Origin of the sequence: Peribacillus sp. B-H-3 (genome assembly GCF_048572925.1) — a bacterium.
GTDB lineage: Bacteria > Bacillota > Bacilli > Bacillales > DSM-1321 > Peribacillus.
The window spans coordinates 3,183,821-3,199,588 of sequence record NZ_CP183879.1 but is presented as its reverse complement, the minus strand read 5'-3'; the positions used below and the strand labels follow the sequence as shown (position 1 = coordinate 3,199,588).

General features: G+C 42.8%; 11 protein-coding genes and 1 riboswitch. Of the genes, 9 read left to right on the top strand and 2 right to left on the bottom strand.

Annotation, left to right across the window (positions count from 1 at the left end; genetic code table 11):
* Window positions 1–14 precede the first annotated feature (14 nt).
* On the top strand, window positions 15–1,004 hold the full coding sequence (dapF, locus tag ACN6MY_RS15855; protein ID WP_419881057.1) for a diaminopimelate epimerase: 990 nt from the start codon (window positions 15–17) through the stop codon (window positions 1,002–1,004).
* A 31-nt stretch (window positions 1,005–1,035) separates the two neighbouring features.
* Here the strand turns inward: dapF and ligD are convergent, their stop codons facing one another.
* Complete coding sequence (gene ligD / locus ACN6MY_RS15850) at window positions 1,036–2,886, bottom strand: DNA ligase D (protein WP_419881056.1); 1,851 nt, start codon at window positions 2,884–2,886, stop codon at window positions 1,036–1,038.
* Between the two features lie 284 nt (window positions 2,887–3,170).
* On the opposite strand from ligD, the gene ACN6MY_RS15845 reads away from it, so the two are divergent.
* The 5 genes from ACN6MY_RS15845 to ACN6MY_RS15825 all read left to right on the top strand — a co-directional run bounded on the left by ACN6MY_RS15845 (window position 3,171) and on the right by ACN6MY_RS15825 (window position 7,944).
* On the top strand, window positions 3,171–4,010 hold the full coding sequence (locus ACN6MY_RS15845; RefSeq protein ID WP_071353381.1) for a Ku protein: 840 nt from the start codon (window positions 3,171–3,173) through the stop codon (window positions 4,008–4,010).
* 104 nt (window positions 4,011–4,114) lie between these two features.
* The gene (locus ACN6MY_RS15840) at window positions 4,115–4,669 is read left to right on the top strand and encodes a glycerol-3-phosphate responsive antiterminator (RefSeq protein WP_419881055.1); all 555 of its coding nucleotides are present in this window, start codon (window positions 4,115–4,117) and stop codon (window positions 4,667–4,669) included.
* 209 nt (window positions 4,670–4,878) lie between these two features.
* Window positions 4,879–6,537, top strand: a complete 1,659-nt coding sequence (locus ACN6MY_RS15835) for a glycerol-3-phosphate dehydrogenase/oxidase (RefSeq protein ID WP_419881054.1) — start codon at window positions 4,879–4,881, stop codon at window positions 6,535–6,537.
* A 366-nt stretch (window positions 6,538–6,903) separates the two neighbouring features.
* A complete protein-coding gene (locus ACN6MY_RS15830) occupies window positions 6,904–6,993 on the top strand; it encodes a putative holin-like toxin (RefSeq protein WP_371261463.1) in 90 nt (29 codons plus the stop codon).
* A gap of 306 nt (window positions 6,994–7,299) precedes the next feature.
* Window positions 7,300–7,944, top strand: coding sequence for an MOSC domain-containing protein (locus ACN6MY_RS15825; protein ID WP_419881053.1), 645 nt, complete (start codon window positions 7,300–7,302; stop codon window positions 7,942–7,944).
* 87 nt (window positions 7,945–8,031) lie between these two features.
* Here ACN6MY_RS15825 and ACN6MY_RS15820 read toward each other — a convergent pair whose 3' ends face one another.
* Window positions 8,032–8,640, bottom strand: coding sequence for a class I SAM-dependent methyltransferase (locus tag ACN6MY_RS15820; protein WP_419881052.1), 609 nt, complete (start codon window positions 8,638–8,640; stop codon window positions 8,032–8,034).
* Between the two features lie 285 nt (window positions 8,641–8,925).
* A riboswitch (SAM riboswitch) is annotated at window positions 8,926–9,026 on the top strand.
* A gap of 228 nt (window positions 9,027–9,254) precedes the next feature.
* On the opposite strand from ACN6MY_RS15820, the gene ACN6MY_RS15815 reads away from it, so the two are divergent.
* The 3 genes from ACN6MY_RS15815 to ACN6MY_RS15805 all read left to right on the top strand — a co-directional run bounded on the left by ACN6MY_RS15815 (window position 9,255) and on the right by ACN6MY_RS15805 (window position 15,453).
* The gene (locus ACN6MY_RS15815) at window positions 9,255–11,099 is read left to right on the top strand and encodes a bifunctional homocysteine S-methyltransferase/methylenetetrahydrofolate reductase (protein WP_419881051.1); all 1,845 of its coding nucleotides are present in this window, start codon (window positions 9,255–9,257) and stop codon (window positions 11,097–11,099) included.
* Entirely contained in the window at window positions 11,092–14,550 is a 3,459-nt protein-coding gene (metH, locus tag ACN6MY_RS15810) for a methionine synthase (RefSeq protein WP_419881050.1), read from the top strand. Before ACN6MY_RS15815 ends, metH begins: the two co-directional genes overlap by 8 nt.
* 99 nt (window positions 14,551–14,649) lie before the next feature.
* Window positions 14,650–15,453: a polysaccharide deacetylase family protein gene (locus tag ACN6MY_RS15805; protein WP_419881049.1), complete on the top strand. Its 804-nt coding sequence runs from the start codon at window positions 14,650–14,652 to the stop codon at window positions 15,451–15,453.
* Window positions 15,454–15,768: the final 315 nt, after the last annotated feature.

The following is a 15,768-nucleotide window of genomic DNA, read 5'->3' as shown; positions in this document are numbered from 1 at the left end:
TTGGAGATGCTGGAATGATTATTGATTTACTGAAATGCCATGGATCTGGCAACGATTTTATATTAATCGATGAATTGACTAAAGATATAAGCTTTACAGATGATGAAAGAAGCAAGCTTGCCATTTCTTTATGCAATCGGAAAGGCAGCCTTGGTGGAGACGGTATTCTTTTTGTCATGAAGAGCAGCCGCGGGGATGCCCGGATGAGAGTATTCAATGCTGATGGATCTGAGGCGTCAATGTGCGGAAATGGCTTGCGCTGTGTGGCAAGGTTTGTCCATGAAACAGTTTCCAAGGATACATTAGTAATTGAAACAATGAAAAAAGACCTTGCCGTCGAACGGACCGCAGATATTTATGAAGGCATTCCTACTTTTAAAGTGGAAATATCACCTGTTTCTTTCAGGCTGAACGATTTGCCGCTCCGGCTTGGGCAAGAATCCCTGGAAAATGAAACGATTCCCGTGCTTTCGGATAGCCTGCAATTTACTGCCCTTGCTGTGCCAAACCCTCATCTTGTTTCAATTGTAGAACAGGAAATCCTGGATTCTGGAATACAGGAGGAACTTGCCGAAAGTGTAAATAAGCCGAATGAGCTTTTTCCTGATGGGGTAAATGTAAGCTTTGTAAGGCATCTTGGGGAAAATAAAATTTTTGTCCGCACATTTGAAAGAGGAGTCGGATTTACCAATGCCTGCGGAACAGCAATGTCTGCTTCAAGCCTTGTCGCCTGTTTGAACGGCAAAGCTAACGTGGAAGAAGAAATAGAAGTTTTTAATCCAGGCGGCAAAGTAAAGTGTGCTGTGCATTTGGATGAAAAAACGGGAGAATATAAAATAGATTTGATTGGCAACGCCACATATGAGTATCGTGCATCCATAGCCGTCGACCTTGAAGAAACGGCAAAATTCAAGCTTCTGCATGAAACTAAATTCACAAAAGAGACCAACGTATACTCAAAATTTGAAAACTCGGTGCGGGAACAAATTTTAGCATTCAAATAGGTACACAATAAGGTGCATCCGAGGATGCACCTTATTTTTTGTGCTTATTTAAAAAAGAAATGACCTCCTGAAATGGCTGATTTGCTCTGTACTCTTCGTAATTTCTGAAAGGGCATCCCTGGCTTCTGACCCTTTTGGCTGCATTTCTGATGGTAAAATCTTCAATGGCAATCTCATTCTCCAGCTCTTCCCAATAAAGAGGTGTCGCTGCACCCGCAAAGCTGTTGCCCCTTGCAGAATAAGGGACAATAATGGTCTTTCCTTCCCCGTGCTGAACAAAATCAAGATACAGCTTTCCTTGTCTGTTTTTTTTCATCCGTTCAATCGTGAAATCATCCGGAAAGGCGTTTAATAAATAATCTGCCAGAAAATCCGTGAAAAGACGGGTATCAGAATAGCTGTATGTATCGGCAGGGATCGGGATATGAATCTGCAGGCCTTTGTTGCCCGAGGTCTTTAATACCCCGCTTATAGAAATGGAATCGAGAAATCTCTTGATGGCTGACGCAGCTTTGACTGCAAGCGGGAACGAAGCGGATGAGGGAGGGTCGAGGTCGAGTACTATTTCATCCGGCATCTCTTTGCCTGCTGAAAGGAAGGGTGCATGGAATTCAATGGCTAACTGGTTGCCCAGCCATAGCAGGGTCTGTATATCATTGCAAAGAATATAGGAGATATCTCCTTCCTTAAACGTATTGACAAATGAAGGGGTATATTCAGGCGCATTTTTCTGGTAAAACCGTTCTTCAGACATGATTCCATGAGGGTAGCGTATGGTTGTCAATGCTTTATTGTATAACCCAGGCAGCATCCACGAGGATATATCCCTCAAATACTGTAAATACTCTATCTTTGTAATAATGCCCCCGTTGTCAGTGTTCCATATGGGCTTATCAGGAGAAGTCATCTTAAAGCTTTCAGGAAACGTAAACTGTCCTTCTATGAATGCTTCCCAAGTACAATGATCGGGTTGTGCCTCTACAAGAATTTTATGAAACTTTGGCTCACGAAGCTCACTTTCATCATAAGAATGCAGAAAATGAACAGATACACATATAGAAGGGTGAATGAAAAGAGAAGCACCATCACTGCCTGCCGCATTACTTTTTATAATCTGTTCCAAAATACCCCTTTCATGGGACGGAAGGCCGTTTTTTACCTGACCCACGGAAATGATTTCACTTCCCCGGTAAACACCAAGGGAAAAGTAGCCATTTGCTGTATTGAGCTCAGTGATAAAACAGGAAACAGTCCGCCAGTTTTTTATTTTTATCCATTCCTGTGTCCGCCTTCCTGCTTCCCAAAGGCTTGCTCCATGCTTTGCTACAATTCCTTCACCGTCATATAAAATCACCAGATCCATTAATGCATGGAAGTCCCTGAAGGCAGGAATATATTGAATACAGGCAGAATCCAGCGGATCAGGTGACTCTGGTATGCCTGGAATTCTGATAAATTCTTTTAAGAGTTTTTTGCGTTCGCTGTAAGCGGTATTTAAAAGATTTTGTCCTTTGTATTCAATGAGATCAAATGCCAGAAATATCGCCGGGGAATCATAGGAGGCATTTTCAATGGCTTCCGAATTTCCTAATCTCCCTCTCCATTGCAGGTGCATGAAATCGCTTTTGCATGGATTAACAAGCCAAGTCAGTTCGCCGTCCAGTTTTACAGGCAGGTAACCGTCAAGCATTGGCCTTATTGAATCAGCGTATCTTTGTATTTCGGGAAAATTAGGCAGCAGCTTCTTATTATTCCGGCTTAGAAGCTCTGTGTGCGATTCACCTATTGTCAATATTCCCCTAAACCCATCATATTTGACTTCGTAGCTCCACGGCTCGCCAAGCGGGGGATCGCTTTTATAAGTAGGAAGCATTGGTTTCATGAAAAACCCTCCTGTCTAATGCTTGTTCATTTAGGATGTGCCAGATCAGCATAAACTTGCATTGCCAATTTTTTTTACGGAAGGAATGAAAGCAACAGTGCACAATACCTAATAAAGGAGACTTAAAGTAGCTTCTTTTATAAAAGCCCTGTTAAAAATTGGCGGTTGGCGGAAGGTGCGGACTCCTGCGGGAAACCCGGTAAAGAAGCACACGGGAGAGCCTGAAGCGGAAATCATCAGAAAGTATGTAACAGGAGCAGACAAAAAATCAGCAGGTGAAAAAAATGCACACAATGTGGAAAGGCAGCATAAGCTTTGGATTGGTGAATATTCCGGTCAAGCTGCATGCAGCGACTGAAGATAAAGACATTTCGCTTAGAAATTTGCACAAAGAGTGCCATTCCCCGATTAAATATGAAAAAGTCTGTCCTGTCTGCAGCAAGGAAGTGGGCAAGGACGATATTGTCAGGGCATACGAATATACAAAAGGGAAATATGTGATTCTTGAAGACGAAGAATTAACTATGCTTAAAAAGGAGAATGAAGAAAAGGCAGTCGAGATTATCGATTTTGTGAAATTGGAAGAAATTGACCCCATTTATTACAATAAAAGCTATTATATGTCTCCCAATGAAGGAGGAATAAAAGCTTATTCGCTCCTTCGGAAGGCGCTGGAATCTTCCGGCAAAGCAGGTCTCGCAAAGATCATGATTCGTTCAAAGGAACAAATGGCAGTAATCCGGGTAATGGAAAACACACTGATCATGGAAACCATTCATTATCCTGATGAAGTCCGGCCAGCAGCCGATGTGCCTGGCATTCCTTCTGGGGATGCCATTTCAGATACTGAATTATCAACGGCCATCATGCTTATTGATCAGCTGACGGCAGAGTTTAAGCCAGAAAAATATCATGACGAATACCGTACAGCACTTCTTGAGCTGATTGAGTCCAAAAAATCAGGCAAGACGGTTACCGCAAAAGAAAAAGAACCGCAAGCAAGTAATATTACTGACCTGATGGCTGCCCTGCAGGCCTCTATCGATAAAACAAAGCCAAAACAGCCTGCCGCAAAGAAAAAAACAGCAAGAAAGAAGACCGCAATAAGAAAAAAAGAAGCTTAAAAGGGGAAGATGCCTTCTCCTTTTTTGTTATTTGATAAATAAGCATTGGCCAAAGTATGATAAAATGATGGGAAAATGGATACTTTCCGAAAGGGAGGACAATCATGCAGCATATTATTCCCGCTTCAAGAAACATGAAGGAATTTGAAAAATTCCTTGAAAGCCCATTTAAAATCGGAGCCTTCCTTGAAATACATATCTCACAGTTAAAATCTGCTGCAGCATTGGCGGAACAGCATGGCAAGAGTATGATTTACCATATGGATTTGATCCATGGAATTAAAAATGACGAATACGGAACAGAATATATCTGTCAGGAGTACAAGCCTTACGGATTAATCTCCACCAAAATAAGTGTGATTCAAAGAGCGAAGAAAAAGGGCATAAAAGCAATACAGCGCATGTTTTTGATCGATTCCCATGCGCTGGAAAAAAGCCTGCAGCTCATTGAAAAAACAAAGCCTGACTTTATTGAGCTTCTGCCGGGTGCAATGCCTTGGATCATTGAAGAAATCAAGTCAAAGGTGAACATTCCTATAATGGCAGGCGGTTTTATAAGAACCCGGCAGGAAGCAGAAAATGCCTTGAATTCCGGAGCGGTTGCCATAACCACTTCCAATTTAGAGCTTTGGAAGCTGTATAGTAACCCTGAACAGTGATTGCAGGGCAAAATGCTTTTCAAATGAAAAAGAAAGCGTTATACTTTAAATAAGTTAATAAAATTGGTTGGAGAATTGGAGAGACCGCAAGTGGCATGGCTGCATATGGCAGCTGTGCGATCTGCGGTCTTTTTTGTATGCATTTTTAACATAAACGCAAGGCTATCAGGGTATTAAATAACTATACGAAGCTATGAGGGGGAAATAGCATGAAGTTTTCTAATTTAAATCGCGGGAAAGTGACAGATAAGCTGCAGTCAAAAGAGTATGACTTATTAATAATAGGAGGAGGAATAACCGGGTGCGGCATTTCTCTTGATGCGGCGTCAAGGGGTCTTAAAACGGCGCTGGTGGAGATGCAGGATTTTGCTTCAGGAACATCGAGCCGTTCGACAAAGCTCGTTCATGGAGGTTTGCGTTATTTAAAGCAGCTGGAGGTATCTTTAGTAGCTGAAGTAGGGAAAGAAAGAGCGATTGTTTATGAAAATGGTCCACATGTAACAACACCGGAGTGGATGCTGCTTCCATTTCATGAAGGAGGGAATTTCGGGAAGTTTTCTACTTCAGTCGGGCTGCGTGTTTATGATTTTCTAGCAGGAGTTAAAAGAAAGGAAAGAAGGACGATGCTTTCAAGGGAAGAAACACTTTCCAAGGCGCCTTTGGTCAAAAAAACCGGTTTGAAAGGGGGCGGATATTATGTTGAATATCGAACGGATGATGCGCGTTTAACGATTGAAGTGGCAAAAAAGGCTGCGGATATTGGAGCTGACCTTCTGAATTATGCCAAAGTAACTGATTTTGTATACAAGGAAGGGAGGATAGCTGGAGCTGTAATCAAGGATATGCTGACAGGAAAGGAATTCACCATCTCGGCAAAAAAAATCGTGAATGCGGCGGGTCCATGGGTCGATGACTTACGGGGAAAAGATCATTCGAAAAAAGGAAAGACCCTTCATTTAACGAAAGGCGTCCATATCGTGATCGATCAGAAACGGTTTCCGCTCAAGCAGGCAGTTTACTTTGATACACCCGATAAGAGGATGGTATTTGCCATTCCGCGGGAAGGGAAAGCATATGTAGGAACAACAGATACCTTTTATGAAAATGATCCCGTCAATCCAAAAATGACCAAAGAAGACAGAGATTATCTGCTGGATTCAATCCATTACATGTTCCCTGATGTAGGCATTACAGAAGATGACGTCGAATCAAGCTGGGCAGGTGTGCGGCCGCTCATCCATGAAGACGGGAAAGACCCTTCCGAAATCTCAAGAAAAGACGAAATATGGGTCTCGGATTCCGGCCTGATTACCATTGCTGGAGGAAAACTGACGGGATACAGGAAAATGTCAAAGCAGGTTACTGACAAGATTTCCCTGCAGTTTGAAAAAGAGTACGGAATTAAATTTGATGACTGCCAGACGGAACATATGCCGATTTCAGGAGGAGATGTCGGCGGGGCATCAAAATTTCAACGCTATATAGAAAATAGGATTGAAGAAGGCACACAAGCTGGATTGTCAAGGGACTCTGCTGAAAAACTTGCTAAGAAATATGGGTCGAATATCAGCAAGATCTTTCAAATCCATCGTGAAAAAGGCAGCCTTGCAGAAAAATATCATCTGCCTAAAGAGATATTTGCTATGCTTGTTTATGCGATTGAAGATGAAAGTGCTGCTTCGCCAGATGATTTTCTGTTAAGAAGAACAGGTGCTATCCTGTTTGATATCGCTGGCGCAAAAAGGTGGAGCGAGGGAGTGATTGCCTATATGGAGGAAGTTTTTAGCTGGAGTGAGAGCAGGAAACTTGAAATGGCTAAGGTACTGAAGGAACGTATAAGAGAAGCTGAATTCCCGTCAGAATTTTGATAAATATGTAAAATTGATGTTTTAAAATCCCTAAAGACTAGCTGTTCCTAAGGCAATAACACCATAGGAGGCGGCTCGTCTTTTTTCTCATGCCCGGAAATAAAAAAGCCGCCCAAATGATGAGCGGAAAAGAGGAAATCTATTTAAAAAACAATCAATATATAGGCGATATTATCAGTGGATCAACTATATATTGTATGGTAATAGTAACATGTCTCAATATCAAAAACAACAACTATTCAGAATTTTTAGTACTAAAGTAGCCATTTTGTTCAAAAGGAACACATGTTCGTTATTTTAAGGGAATTATGGTATAATAGAAGGGCGATAGACTGCTAGGATCGGGACTCCCCGGAAAAGGGGGTGATGCCTTTGACAATCTTTGAAACTTTTATGGCGATGTTTTCGTTTGCTACTCTCATAATTGCAATTTTGTCTTTTCACAATAAAAAATAGGCCATCCTAAAATGCACAAGGAGAGGCCTGTTTGCTGATAGAAGTCCGGTCCGACAGGAAAATTCTATCGCGGGACCGCAGATGCTGGCACATTTGCGGTTCTTTTTGTTTTTATCTATCATTAGAATACCATAAGACCACTGCCCTGTCACGAATACACCATGAGCTGTATTTTAAGGCGGCAAGCTTTAGTATACTTACATAGAGGGGACTGCATATTAAAAAATCTCCAAAATCGGCTGCGATTCTATCGGATGTATTCACTAAAAGAGATGTGAGATGCTTACACAGAGAGGATGAAATATAATGTTAATGCAAGGGAGCATTGTATCGCTTCAAATAGGAAAACCGCAGGATGAGGTATTCAGCGGAATGAATATCAAAACAGCCATAAAAAAACTGAAAACAGAAAAAGCGCAACTCGGTGTAAATGGATTTTCCGGGGACGGAGTAGGCAATCCGGTGTACCATGGCGGACCTGAACGCGCTGTATGCTTTTACCCTGCAGAACACTATTCCCGATGGGAGGAAGAATTCCAGAAAACCATTACGATGCCTGCTTTTGGGGAAAATCTGACCGTTCATGGAATGAAGGAAGAAGAAGTATGCATCGGTGATATTTTCAGAATTGGCAGCAGTGCTGCAGTCCAGGTAACACAAGGAAGGGTGCCATGCTCCACGATTTCTTATTTCAATAAAGAACCTCAATTCTTAAAGCGCATTTTGGACACGTGCTATACAGGTTATTTTGCAAAAATGATTGATGCTGGCACAATCAATCAAAATGATGATATAACTTTACTGCACCGCGCACAAAAGCCAATTACCGTGTTAAAGGCATCCAGAATCCTTCTGCACCAGGAGGGAGGCTTGGCAGCCGCAGAGGAACTGATTTCCGCAGAAGGACTTGCAGAAGACTGGAAGAAAAAGCTGAAAAAAAGGCTTTCTTAATATTCCTCTAAGATAAAGTTTGTTTAAGGGACAAGAGCTCAGCGATTCCGTTAAAATCAGTGAGCTCTTATAACACCTTGAATTTTTTTAATTCTTTTTGCAATGGGCAGTAACACATACCGTTAATTGAGGGCGGATTTTCTTGAACTTAACAGAGATGCTGCGGAATCCGGCATGAAAGAGTGCTTGTTCAATTTCTATGGCATGAGACAGGGCTTTTTCCCGGGAAGCGTCTTCCTCTCTTGGCTGTACAGTGATGGCGATGGTTCCTCCATCCTTCATCAAATGGTGAATCCTGATTAATTCCTTCTTGGGATTTTTCCAAAGGGGATAGTTATTAACAGAAAAAACCTTGTCGTATCTGTATAAATCCTGTTTGAAATCTGACACATCCCCGCTGTATAGCTGAAGCCTTCCTTCTTCTGCATTTTTTGAATTTCTCTTTTCTGCTTCCTTAGTCATGGACACTGAGACATCAATTCCATCTATTTTCACATTATGGTGCCTGCGAAAAATTTCCTTTATCGCATATCCTGGCCCAAATCCAATCTCAAGAAGATAATCCCCGGGCTTTATATTCAATAGGTCAATGGTCCAGCGGTTAATCCTGCGGTTTTCGAACAGCATTATTTTTCCGGCAAGCCTTCCTAATAGTCCGTCTGGCCTGCGGAATTGCTTAGCTAAAATTTCAATCAAAAAAATGCCTCCTTTCTCCTTGCAATTATAGTTTTGTTATTCACTTCTGCAGCTTTTGGTAAACATGGTGCTGATTTTTTTAGTTTTTTTGTCTTTAATACTTCCCCTGATGTGCTCACAGGGATAGTAAGGTTAAGCGATGGCCAGAAGCAGAAAAGAGCAGGAGCGGGTATAGTGCCTGGTTTTTTAGAAGGATATACATACTATTTTCCATAAAGCCTTGAAATTGGCTGCTTAATCATGTAAATTAAATGTAATTAATTTTTTTGAATATTAAAATTACATATCTTATCGAGAGAGGTGGAGGGACTGGCCCCATGAAGCCTCAGCAACCGGCATATTGCCATGGTGCTAAATCCAGCAAGCAGAAGCTTGATAGATGAGGAGAATGTTTGAAACAGGCCTTCTTCCAAGAAGGCCTGTTTTTATTTTATTTTCGAAGACCATTGTTATGGTTCATTGCAAATTCCTGCACTTTATTATTGGAATGGATGGGCTTGATTCACGGGGGAGCAGCGCGTCCTCGGAAGTCTTCCAACCTTTAGCGGAGAGCAACAGCCAAGTATACAGTAAGCACTTATTAATTACACACAAATATTGAAAGAAGGTGTCATATGGATTTCCGGAGCGAGCTGAAAAAACGGGTGCTTATCGGGGAGGGAGCCATGGGAACATTGCTGTATTCCCATGGAATTGATCATTGCTATGAGGAGCTTAATTCTACTGAACCCGGCCAAATAGAAACTATTCACAGGGCCTATTTAGAAGCTGGGGCCGATATTCTGCAATCCAATACCTACGGTGCAAACTATCATAAACTGAAGCGGTACGGCCTTGAAGATGAAGTAAGCACCATTAATCGCAATGGAGTTGCAATCGCAAGGAAGGCCTCGGAAGGAAAAGCATTTGTATTTGGAACGATTGGGGCTTTGCGGAGCATAAGGAAAAATGATCTTAGCATGGAGGAGATAAAACGCAGCTTTCGTGAGCAGCTTTACAGTATTCTTATGGAAGGGCCTGATGGTCTGATTCTTGAAACTTTTTATGACCTCGAAGAGCTGGAAACCGTGCTGCCGATTGCCAGGAAAGAAACAGATCTTCCTATCATCTCCAATGTTACATTGCATGAAATTGGATACATGCAAAACGGCATTCATTTAAATGAAGCATTTCAAAGAATTGAACAGCTGGGTGCTGATGTTGCAGGCATAAACTGCAGGCTTGGACCGCATCATATGATCCGCTCCCTAGAAGAAGTTCCCCTTATGAAGAGCACGCCGATATCCGTTTATCCGAATGCAAGCCTCCCCGAATATATCGATGGCAGGCTGATATATGAAGCCGTGCCGGAATACTTTGGCTCAAGTGCCTTAAAGCTCAGGGAACAGGGGGCAGCAGTAATTGGCGGATGCTGCGGAACAACTCCACTTCATATTGCGGAAGTAAAAAAGAAGCTTGGCATTATCCCTCCTGTTACACAAAAAGAAATTAAGGCCAGAAAGATAGAAATCATCGAGATAACTGATGATAAAACACCAGCACTGCACCAGCTGGCTAAAAGAAAACGGACGGTTCTCGTTGAGCTTGACCCGCCAAAGAAGCTCGGAATTGAACCTTTTATGAATGGAGCTAAGGCACTTTTGGATGCAGGTGCTGATTCCGTTACCCTTGCTGACAACTCGCTCGCAACGCCGAGAATAAGCAATGCAGCTCTTGGTGTAATGCTGAAAAACCAGATGGGGGCCAATCCGCTGATACATCTGACCTGCAGGGACAGAAACCTGATTGGCCTGCAGTCTCATTTGATGGGACTCCAAACGCTGGGGCTGAATGAACTGCTTGTTGTGACTGGCGATCCGTCCAAAATTGGCGATTTTCCGGGAGCTACTTCTGTTTATGACCTTTCTTCTTTCGATTTGATCAGCCTCGTCAAGCAGTTCAATGAGGGTTTATCGTTTTCGGGGCAAAGCCTTGGGCAGCAATCCCATTTTAAAATTGCTGCAGCATTTAACCCTAACGTTAAGTATCTCGACAAAGCTGTACAAAGAATGGAAAAGAAAATTATCTGCGGCGCACAATCCTTCCTGACACAGCCGATTTATTCCGTAAACCAGATGGAAGAAGTATATGAAGCGACCAAACATCTTGATACACCTGTTTTTGCAGGCATCATGCCGCTGACAAGTGCCAGAAATGCTGAATTTATTCATAATGAAATACCGGGCATTACACTCCCGGATGATGTGCGCCGTGCCATGGCTGCTGCCGGCAGCAATCCGCTGCTTGCCAGGAATGAGGGGCTTGCCATTGCTAAATCTTTGGCAGATGCGGCGATGGCTAAGTTTCAAGGAATTTATTTAATTACTCCGTTTATGAGGTATGAAATGACAGCAATGCTGACTGAATATATCAGGAAGACGGATAGTATGAAAATGGCAGAGGTGACAGCATATGAGTGAAAATCTGATAGTAAGGCAGATGAAAAAGAAAATATTGATCCTGGACGGTGCAATGGGAACGATGATTCAAGCTGAAAACCTCACCGAAGCTGATTTTGGCGGTGAAGAGTATGATGGATGCAATGAATATCTTTCGCTTGCAGCCCCAGAGATTATTTTGTCCATTCATGAAGCTTATTTAAAAGCAGGGGCAGATATTATTGAAACCAACAGCTTTGGGGCTTCTAGCATTGTTTTGGAGGAATACGGGCTCGAAAGTATGGCTTATGAACTGAATAAAGCTTCAGCAAGGCTGGCAAGAGCAGCATGTGATAAATTTTCTACAGTCAGCTGGCCGCGGTTTGCGGCAGGCTCGATGGGTCCAACCACCAAAACCCTTTCCGTTACAGGCGGGACGGGTTTTGATGAATTATCTTCCTCTTATGAAGAGCAGGCAAGAGGTTTGCTGGACGGAGGGGCAGATCTGCTTCTAGTCGAAACCTGTCAGGATATGCTGAATGTTAAGGCCGCTTTTTTAGGAATTAAATCAGCCTTTAAGAAATCAGGAAGAACGGTGCCAATCATCATTTCCGGAACGATCGAACCGATGGGAACAACGCTCGCGGGGCAATCCATCGAAGCGTTTTATTTATCCTGTGAGCATATGGACCCGCTGGCAGTCGGGCTGAATTGTGCAACAGGGCCGGAGTTTATGATTGACCATATCCGCACACTTTCAGGGCTGTCTCACCATGCAGTAAGCTGCTATCCGAATGCCGGGCTGCCGGATGAAGAAGGCCATTATCATGAATCGCCAGTTTCCCTGGCGGAAAAAATGAAGCAATTTGCTCAAAAGGGCTGGGTCAATATTATTGGCGGCTGCTGCGGTACTACACCAGCCCATATTGAGGCCCTGTCTGTCGCCTTAAAGGATGTACTGCCAAGAGTCCTTCCAGAAAACACCCACAATCACGCAATTACTGGCATAGAGCCTCTCATATACGATGAAACGATGAGGCCGCTATTTGTCGGGGAGAGGACAAATGTGATAGGATCCCGCAAATTCAAAGAGCTGATACGTGATAAGAAATATGAGCAGGCGGCAGAGGTTGCGAGAGCACAAGTGAAAAAGGGCGCCCATGTGATTGATATCTGCCTGGCAGACCCAGATGGTGACGAGTTCGGGGATATGAAGGAATTTGTCAGGGAGACTGTGAAGAAGGTTAAGGTACCCTTAGTTATAGATACTACAGATGAAGCCGTTCTTGAGCAGGCATTGAAGAACTCACAGGGAAAAAGCATCATCAATTCAATTAATCTTGAAGATGGTGAAGATCGATTTGAAAGAATCACCCCATACATTCATCAATACGGTGCGGCCGTAGTTGTGGGGACAATTGATGAAAAGGGAATGGCAATTGATGTGAAAAGAAAACTTGAAATTGCCGGCAGGTCCATGGATTTGCTTATTAATAAATATAAAATCAATCCAAAGGATATCATCTTTGACCCGCTCGTTTTTCCCGTCGGCACTGGTGATGAGCAGTACCTGGGCTCTTGCTCCGAAACGGTTAAAGGCATCCAGAGCATCAAGGAAAAATATCCGCAATGCCAGACGATCCTGGGCATTTCCAATGTTTCTTTTGGCTTGCCGGCAAGGGGGCGGGAAATCCTTAATGCTGTATTTTTATATCACTGCACAAAAGCAGGGTTGGACTATGCGATTGTCAACACGGAAAAATTAGAGCGTTTTGCTTCTATCCCCAAGGAAGAGGTTCGCCTTGCAGAGGAACTGCTTTTTAATACCTCGAAAGAAGCATTAGCCGCTTTCACAGAGTTTTACCGCGGAAAGAAAACGGAGAGGAAAGTCAGCGCTGCATCGCTTCCGCTGCATGAAAGGCTTGCAAACTACATTATAGAGGGAACAAAAGAGGGTCTTTTGGCTGATCTTGACATCGCCCTGAAAGAGGGCAAGGAGCCGCTTGCCATCATTAATGGACCGCTGATGGACGGCATGTCTGAAGTAGGAAGGCTTTTCAACGATAACAGACTGATTGTAGCGGAGGTCCTTCAAAGTGCAGAAGCGATGAAGGCGGCCGTTTCCTATTTGGAGCCGCTTATGGCTGGAGATACAAGCGCAAAAAAAGGCAAGCTGCTATTGGCAACCGTAAAAGGCGATGTACATGATATCGGGAAAAATTTAGTTGAAATCATCCTCTCGAATAATGGTTTTGAAGTCGTTGATCTGGGAATCAAGGTCCAGACACAGCAGATTATTGAAGCGGTCCGTACCCATAATCCAACGGTTATCGGGCTTTCAGGCCTCCTTGTTAAATCTGCACAGCAAATGGTGATAACGGCACAGGATTTAAAGCAGGCGGGAGTAAATGTGCCAATCCTTGTAGGCGGGGCTGCATTATCCCGTAAATTTACTGATTTTAAGATTTCGCCGGAATATGATGGGCCTGTCATATATTCGAAGGATGCCATGGACGGGCTTTCAGCAGCGAATATGCTCCATGATGAAAGCAAGAAAGAAGAATTTCTCCTTAATCTGGATCTAAAAAGAAATAAAGCAGAACATAATGCTAAAGCCGTTTCCTTGCTTGAAAGGCCGCAGATTGCCAAAAAGGCCCCATTTATTATTTCAAGAGATCTTGAGGTGAAAAAACCTGCAGACATCAGGCGGCATGTCTTGAAAAATTACCCTCTGGAATTAGTTTTGCCTTATGTTAATAAACAGATGCTGATAGGGCATCATTTGGGGCTAAAAGGGAAAGTGGATGTACTGCTGCGGGAGGGGAATGAAAAAGCCGCATTTTTAAATGAGCTGACAAATGAACTTGTGGACATGCTGAAAACCAATCCTGAATTTAGCTTAAATGGCGTATATCAGTTTTTCCCTTCACAAAGCGAAGGAAATAAAATTCTTATCTATAATCCTGAAAATCCGGGAGAAGTGGCCGAAATCTTTGATTTCCCCCGTCAAAACGGGGAAATGGGATTATGCCTTGCCGATTATGTTAAACCTGTAAGTTCTGGCATCATGGATTATACGGGGTTTTTCACTGTATCTGCAGGCAAGGGAATCCGGCTAAAGGCTGAAGAACTAAAGAAAGAAGGAAACTTCTTAAAAAGCCATGCACTGCAGGCCCTTGCACTTGAAATGGCTGAAGGGTTTGCTGAAAGGCTCCACCATATCATGAGAAATGACTGGGGAATCAGCGATCACTTGGATATGACCATGAAAGAAAGACTGGCCGCAAAATATATAGGCCAAAGATTCTCTTTTGGATATCCTGCCTGTCCGGATCTTGATGACCAGGCTAAGCTCTTCAGGCTGCTACAGCCAGAGGGAATTGGCATTTCACTTACTGAAGGCTTCATGATGGAGCCTGAGGCTTCAGTTTCTGCAGTCGTGTTTTCACATCCGCAGGCAAGGTATTTTGATGCAAACAGGGTGGATACCTAAAATGAAGTAACTTCCGGACATGGAGATTTCCAGGTTTTTTGTTTCTGTGAATGAGTTTCCTCCTGTTGAGCACCTTATGAGTAACAAGGGGGAACTGAAATGAAAATCGTTCTGAGTTTACTGATGTTATTGATATTTATTTTAGGGGCCGGTCAGGATCCATTTGCAGCGGAAAGGACGGCTGAAGGATCTCAAGGCGAGAATGGTGAAAAACAGCAATGGAAAACTGTGCCTGAGGAACTGACTCCGCTGGAACTGGCTGACAGAGCCAGCCAGAAAGTGGCCTATCTGACTTTTGATGACGGCCCCTCCACACATACCCTGGATATTTTGGATATACTTGACCGGTATCATATCAAAGCTACTTTCTTTGTAATGGGAAACGAAGAGAAATACGCAGATCAGGGCTATAAAGAAATGATAAGAAGAGGCCATGCAGTGGCATTGCATTCTTATACCCATGATTATTCAGTGATTTACCAGGATAAAGAGAAATTTTTTCAGGATGTAAACCGGCTGGAACAGATGCTTCAAAAGAAATACGGAATTACATCAAAGTACATCCGATTTCCCGGAGGAAGCAAAAATAGGATGATCAGCCAAAATGTCAAAAAGGAAATGATGGATGGCATCCTCCAGGAGCTGAAGGATAAAGGCTATGTGTATTGTGACTGGAATGTGGATTCTACAGATGGTATCAGTCCGGCAATAAGCACAGGAACTATTATCAGCTCAGTGCTGAAAGGGGCCCGAAACCAAAAAAAGGCCATTATTCTGCTTCATGATATTAATAGCATGAAAAATACAGTCACAGCCCTCCCTGCCATTATTGAGGGGCTGAAAAGTCAGGGATATGAATTCGATATGATTCAGGAAAATGCTCCAATCGTACATTTTCGCTAAAAAAGACAAATTTTGCAGAGCCTTATTAAATAGAAATTTATAGAAATTACTAGAAACCCAAAAAGCATTAGTCAGGACAATTGCCGTAATTTAATGAGAAAAGCCGGAAAACCCGCAGAAGGTGTTTTATCCGGCTTTTTCTATTGTTCAAGCGAATAGCACAGCTTTTGTTTGCGTTTATTCGGCAGATGCAAAAAAATAAAAAATTTGTAGAACAAAAAAAGTTATATTTTGTTATAATGGTTTCGTCAGATGTAAGGGTTTTTATGATATTTTCTTCCAGACCCTGATTTATTTGCTTGAAGAAAAAAATGT